General features: G+C 39.0%; 5 protein-coding genes. 4 read left to right on the top strand and 1 reads right to left on the bottom strand.

Translation table 11 applies throughout. From position 1 onward, the window contains the following. Positions 1-173 precede the first annotated feature (173 nt). The 3 genes from rimO to C4E06_RS03855 all read left to right on the top strand — a co-directional run bounded on the left by rimO (position 174) and on the right by C4E06_RS03855 (position 3935). Positions 174-1487 (top strand): 30S ribosomal protein S12 methylthiotransferase RimO, encoded by a 1314-nt coding sequence (gene rimO, locus C4E06_RS03845; RefSeq protein ID WP_107666890.1) that lies wholly within the window; start codon positions 174-176, stop codon positions 1485-1487. A gap of 161 nt (positions 1488-1648) precedes the next feature. Next, positions 1649-3085 carry a DEAD/DEAH box helicase gene (locus tag C4E06_RS03850; protein WP_107666891.1) on the top strand — a complete coding sequence of 479 codons (1437 nt, stop codon included), beginning with the start codon at positions 1649-1651 and terminating at the stop codon, positions 3083-3085. Positions 3086-3338: 253 nt separating this feature from the next. Then, positions 3339-3935, top strand: coding sequence for a PEP-CTERM sorting domain-containing protein (locus C4E06_RS03855; protein WP_107666892.1), 597 nt, complete (start codon positions 3339-3341; stop codon positions 3933-3935). Between the two features lie 164 nt (positions 3936-4099). Here C4E06_RS03855 and C4E06_RS03860 read toward each other — a convergent pair whose 3' ends face one another. Beyond that, entirely contained in the window at positions 4100-4774 is a 675-nt protein-coding gene (locus C4E06_RS03860) for a hypothetical protein (RefSeq protein WP_107666893.1), read from the bottom strand. Positions 4775-5119: 345 nt separating this feature from the next. Between C4E06_RS03860 and C4E06_RS03865 the strand changes: the two genes are divergently transcribed. Then, positions 5120-6928 carry an acyl-CoA dehydrogenase gene (locus C4E06_RS03865; protein ID WP_107666894.1) on the top strand — a complete coding sequence of 603 codons (1809 nt, stop codon included), beginning with the start codon at positions 5120-5122 and terminating at the stop codon, positions 6926-6928. Positions 6929-6964 lie beyond the last annotated feature (36 nt).

Below are 6964 nucleotides of genomic sequence, written 5' to 3' on the forward strand. Positions count from 1 at the left end.
AAAAGAATTTAGCTTAAAAACTTCCCTTCTGAGGAAAAATCTGTTAAGATAAATTAAGAGTACAAAAGGGGCAAACCAGTATCCCAAACATTATTCTTAGCCAAAAGGCTGTACTAAAGGATTTGCTTGGTTTTTCGCCCCAGTGGAAGACAAGGGGTAAAACCAAATAATACATGGGCAACAAGCCAACTATTGCTATATCTCACCTCGGTTGTGAGAAGAATCGTATAGATTCAGAACATATGCTAGGCTTACTAGCGCAACAGGGATATTCTATCGATGCTAACGAAGAATTAGCCGATTACGTTATTGTTAACACCTGTAGCTTTATTCAAGAAGCCAGAGAAGAGTCTGTTCGGACTTTAGTCGAATTGGCTGAAGCGAATAAAAAAATCATTATTTCTGGCTGCATGGCTCAGCATTTCCAAGAGGAGTTATTAGAAGAGTTGCCCGAAGCGGTTGCTTTAGTAGGAACGGGAGACTACCAGAAAATCGTAGATGTCATTCAACGGGTAGAAACAGGGGAAAGAGTCACAGAAGTGTCTCAAAACCCCACATTTGTAGCCGACGAAACGATACCTCGCTATCGCACAACTAACGAGGCGGTTGCCTACCTTCGAGTAGCAGAAGGATGCGATTATCGTTGCGCTTTTTGCATTATTCCTCATTTGCGGGGCAATCAGCGATCGCGTTCTATTGAATCGATTGTAACCGAAGCCCAACAACTAGCCGATCAAGGGGTACAAGAGATTATTCTTATCTCCCAGATTACCACCAATTACGGCTTAGACCTTTATGGAGAACCCAAACTAGCGGAACTATTAAGGGCATTAGGAAAAGTTGATATTCCTTGGATTCGCATTCATTACGCTTATCCTACGGGATTAACTGAAAAAGTGATTGATGCCATTAGAGATACCCCAAATATCTTACCCTATTTGGATTTACCGCTACAACATTCTCACCCCGCTATTTTAAAAGCCATGAATCGTCCCTGGCAAGGTCAGGTTAACGATAATATTATTGAAAGATTGAAAAAATCAATCCCTAATGCTATTTTGCGAACCACATTTATCGTAGGGTTTCCAGGAGAAACAGAAGAACATTTTGAGCATTTAATTAACTTTGTTCAACGACACGAATTCGATCATGTCGGAGTGTTTACCTTTTCTCCTGAAGAAGAAACACCAGCGTATCAAATGCCCAACCAAGTATCCTCAGAAATAGCCCAAGAAAGACGGGACTATTTAATGGAAATTCAGCAACCGATTGCTGCTAAAAAAAATCAACAATGTGTTGGGAAAACAGTAGAAGTATTAATTGAACAAGAAAACCCGAAAACCGAAGAATGTATCGGACGTTCAATCAGATTTGCCCCCGAAGTAGATGGAGTTGTTTATGTCAGAGGAAAAGGACAATTGAATTCAATTATGCCCGTCAAAATTACCGATGCTGATGTTTATGATCTTTATGGAAAAGTCATCTAAACCCAACCCCTGAATTCCGTACAAACCGTAGTGGAAACTAACTAAAAACTTATGCTAATATAAGTCACAATAATAAGCAGTTTGAAAAGCCACTATAAAGAAATCTAGCTGCACTTTCTAAACGTTTAATCCATAGTTAACTTACCAACAAAAACGACCTTATGACCATTTCTTTCGAGAACCTAGGACTATCCGAAGCCCGCATTAACCAGTTACAAACCCTCGGATTTGAAAGTCCTACCGAAATTCAAGAAAAAGCAATCCCCTTACTATTAGAAGGGCATGATGTCCTAGGACAATCTCAAACAGGAACAGGAAAAACGGCAGCCTATTCCTTACCAATCCTTGAACAAATTGATACCAAAAATCCTAATGTTCAAGCCTTAATTTTGACCCCAACTAGAGAACTTGCTCAACAAGTTGCAGAAGCGTTAAAAGACTTTTCAACAGAACGTCGCCTCTATATTTTGACGGTTTATGGAGGTCAATCTATCGAACGACAAATCCGTAGTTTAGAACGGGGAGTACAAATTGTTGTCGGAACCCCTGGACGAGTTATCGACTTACTAGAACGGAAAAAATTAGTCATAGATTCTTTACGTTGGGCAGTCCTTGATGAAGCCGATGAAATGTTAAGTATGGGTTTCATTGATGATGTCAAAACTATTCTGAGAAAAACCCCCGAATCCCGAAATACTGCTTGTTTTTCAGCGACGATGCCTAGAGAAATAAGAGACTTAGTTAATCAGTTCCTCAAGTCTCCTGTTACCGTATCCGTCGAACGGACTCAAGCTGCTCCCACACGCATTGATCAGCATCTCTATATGGTTCCGAGAGGATGGTCAAAACGCAAAGCCCTACAACCTATTTTAGAAATTGAAGATCCTGAGTCAGCCATTATCTTTGTTCGTACCAAACAAACTGCCTCGGACTTGACCAGCAAACTTCAAGAAATTGGTCATAGCGTGGATGAATATCATGGGAACCTTTCTCAGTCCCAACGAGAACGATTAGTCCATCGCTTCCGAGACGGGAAAATTAAATTAGTAGTGGCCACTGATATTGCTGCACGGGGCTTAGACGTGGAAAATTTAAGCCACGTTATTAATTACGACCTACCCGATAATAGTGAAACCTATATTCATCGTATTGGTCGTACTGGAAGAGCAGGGAAAACAGGAACTGCTATTTCTTTAGTAGAACCTATTGATCGCCGTATGGTACGACAAATTGAAAAGAGACTGCGACAAAAGCTAGAAACTTGTAAGCTACCTAGTCGTTCTCAGGTTGAGGCGAAACGCCTAGAAAAACTGCAAAATGAAATTAAAGAATCCTTAGCAGGAGAGCGAATGGCCTCGTTTTTACCCTTAGTACGGGAATTAAGCGACGAATACGATCCTCAGGCGATCGCGGCTGCGGCTCTACAAATGATTTATGACCAAGACTGTCCTGACTGGATGAAGAAAGATTGGGAAGTACCCGAATCAACTGTGCCTAAGCCTGTCATTAAGGGTAAGGGTAAATATAATTCTAACAAGCGCAATAATAACTCTAACCGAGGAAATCGTAAAATTGTGAGCCATCAACCAGGTCGTTAGAAACTAAAATAAATTTAATGTTTATAGCTCTTGTCTCATTGACAAGAGCTTTTTTTTATATATTTCAAACAATTTAATTATTTGTTATTTTTATATTAAAGATTTTTAAGAAAAATTGAGTTTTAAAACCTAATGTTTTTATGGCTTTAGAGAAGTTAGAAAAGCTTATTTTTTGAAATAGATAAATTAAATAGACTGGTAATAGAAGGGATTACTTATTGCTTCAAGAAATTATTTGGAAGTTTTTACCATTATGAAAAAATTGATACAGTCCTTGTCAATTGGAACAGCAGGATTGACCATTGCTATGGCTATAGGAAGTAAACCGGCTAATGCTTTAACCTTTGAATTTTCTCAATTAGGATGGTTGCCAGGTGGCGGAGAAGTAACAGGAACATTTACAGGAGAAGATAAAAATGGGGACAATATGATTATATTTGACCCCGATCCTGCCTTTAATGAAGTGTCTGCTTATGAAATGAACTTTTCAGGAAACTCCACTTTCGCTGATTTTACTCATACCTTAGACAATATAGATTTAAACGTGTTTTTCCTTGAGTATGGACTAGGAGATTCTTCTATATTTATTGCTTCTATTGGTGATCGTCTACCTGATAATACTTCTAATAATAATATTGTTAATGGTAGGATTTCCAATTACGATACTGACGGGTTGGATAATATGTCTATCATAACTCAAGATGGTCAACCCAATCCCATTGAAACCAGTGAGGCAGTTGATGTTACCCCTAGAGAGGTTCCTGAACCTACATCCTGGATAGGATTAATACTGGTTGGCTTAAGTGGATATTTTCAGAGAAAGATCAACACAAATCGGAGTTCAGAGTGATTATTTTTACAACGAGATCGTCAGGGTTTAAGACTTGTAGGTTTTCTAAGTTATCTCTCAATTTCCTAATAAGGTTTTTTGATTAAAAAAACAACCCACACTGATTTTCAAAGATTTCCAGTGTGGGTTAATGAACAACCAAATAACTGTTGTTGTTGTTAACTTTAGAAAATTTTGTGAGGACTGAGAAAAACCAATCCAGCAATAATCAATAAAGCGGTGGTTAAGCTATTTTCAGGGACACTCTGTGGATCTTGTTCTACTGGTACAAATTTAGCCTTCTCAGCACTATAACCATTAAATTGAGAACCAGAAGGGGTAATTGAGTCAGACGAGGTAGGTTCACCTAAGTTAAAATTAATGAAATACGTATTATTTGTTAAAGCTTGATTTAATTTTTGCTCATTAGGGAGGTTAGAAACTGGTAAACTAGAGGCAATTACATCAGAATCAAAGTTTTCGCTTTTAATTTCAAATCCGTATTTTCTTGTTTGGGTTGCTCTGGTTCGATTGTAGGCAAAAATATCTAACTGGCCGGTACTAACATTAAAATCGAAGCTATCAAAGTCCGCATTTTTAGCAAAGTTGAGATCATAGCTCATGTCATCATAATTCGTTAGAGAAAAACTGGTTAAGGAGTTAAAACCTTCTAACTTATTATTGGTTACTATGCTATCATCCCAAGTAAATGCGATTCTACCTATTTTATTTCCGTTAGCATTGATTATCTCTCGATTAAGTGATCCTGCTTGAACGGGGTTAAGGGGAGCAAAACTAAAAATTGCACCCATACCAATACTTACACCTAGAAATCCTAGGGAGGTTGATTTCATATTCATATTTGGTTTCTCTTAAATAATTAGTTTAGATTCTATATTTAGAATAATTTTTACCTTACCCTCCCTCAAGGATTAAAATCACAATTGGCCGATGATTTTGATCATCGACAATGGAAAATAAATATGTTAAGAATTCCTATTAATCGAGTTTGAGACGTATTTCAGCCTAATTTTTAATGAATTTTTTTTCAAGGATTAATCTCACTGTCGATGTGTGATTGGTGTTATGGATAAAAACTTGCTTTGTTTGCATAAACCCGTTAAAATAGCGATCAATTTTTGTGAAGGTTATAATATACCCTGCAAAGGAATAGCCTAAAGCAAAGCTACCTAAGGAGGCGCGTCATGCACCAACTCAAGCAATATTGGGTTGCTGAAAGACTTGACAAAGACTTAGGAGATCCGTGGACTCCTGAGAACGTAATGTCGTTTAAGCAGGTCGTTGAGATCGACGAGAAAGAGGAATTTCCTCACTCAGAGATCGAATGGCTTTACAACTGGAAACTGCAACATTACTATGTTCCGGCGGAGTGTGGTGGGGAATTTACCTCGTTTGAGGAATTTTTAGCATTTGTTCGTGTGTTATGTCGTCGAGATCAAACCATAGGGATCGCATTTACCACCCTATTCTGGTCTTTCATCACGTGGATGGCAGGAACCGATGAACAAAAGCAACAGTTAGCCCAATACATCAAGAACGAAAACGGGGCGATGTGTTTAGGCTATTCTGAACGAGAACATGGGAGTGATCTCGTTGGCGGTGATTTAACGGCAAAAAAAGTCCCAGGAGGATACATTCTCAATGGAGAAAAATGGCCCATTAACCGCGCTACTATTTCAGGAATATCTTATATTTTGGCCAAAACTGATCCAGAAGGGGGACCAAAATGCTTAACCCTGTTCATGGTAGATAAATCTCAATTAAACCCTGATCATTATTACAATTTACCAAAAATTTTAACCCACGGTATCCGCGCATCGGATATGAGTGGGATCGGCTTTAAAGATTGTTTTGTTCCTGACTCAATGCGGATTAAAGAGGAAGGAGATGGCTTAGAATTTGCTTTAAAAGGCTTTCAAGTTACCCGTACCTTCTGCGCTGCTTTTTCGTTGGGTGCGGCAGATACTGCTTTAAGAACAACCTTAAATTTTGCCACGAAACGGGTGGTTTATGGGAAGAAGGTCATTGATATTCCCCAACCCCGTAAAGTGCTGGTGGATGCTTTCTTAGATATCTTAATCTGTGATTGCGAAACCATTGGGGCAGCTAGAGGATTTCATATTATCCCCGGACAGTTTAGCGTTTGGTCTGCGGTGACTAAATATTTCGTCACCACCCAAATCGAAACCATGATCAACAGTGTTTATACTGTACTCGGATCACGGTTCTATATGCGCGAAGAACATGACTGGGGTATCTTCCAGAAGGTACTACGGGATAATTCCATCATCAGTATGTTTGATGGCAGTACCGTGGTTAATTTACACGCATTGATGCTTCAGTTTAGACAATTAACCAAACAACGGGCCCGTCGTAAACCAGGAGCGATCGCCGATTTACAAAAACGCTTAGAAGCTATCTTTTCTTTAGAACAACCCTTACCAAGCTTTAAGGGAGAGAAACTCGAATTATTTGGTCGCGGGGCCGATGATCCCTTACAAGGGTTAGAAATCGCTCTACAACAGCTAGAAGCGTTTAAAGAAACCACAGATATAGATGAGGAAGTGTTAGAAAAGCTGATGGTTTTGGGTAATTTAGTCTTAGAGGAATTAAACGCCCACGATGAGTTAATTGCTAACTCAAAGTTTGAATATGGCCATGATCAATCCCCAGAATTGTTTGAAGTTGCCAAAACCTACTGTACCCTTCATGCTGCGGCCTGTTGTTTACAGATGTGGTTATACAATCGAACAATTTTAGGGGACTTTTTTGCTCAAGGAGAATGGTTAGTTTTAAGCTTACACAGACTCTTAAGAACAATTCGACCCTTACCTTATAGCATTTCTGATGTGTATGTGGAAAATACCGCCCAAGAACTGCTAAAACTTTATAAAGAAGATAAACTGTTTTCAATCGTTCCTTTTCAATTAGCTCATTCACCGATAAACGAGGATCGCTCTTATGCAACTTCAAAGCTCCAGCTACAAGCTTGATGACCAAGCAGCAGCAACTATCACCCCAGTCGAAAC

It is taken from the genome of Cyanothece sp. BG0011 (assembly GCF_003013815.1).
In the GTDB taxonomy this organism is placed as follows: Bacteria; Cyanobacteriota; Cyanobacteriia; order Cyanobacteriales; family Microcystaceae; genus Crocosphaera.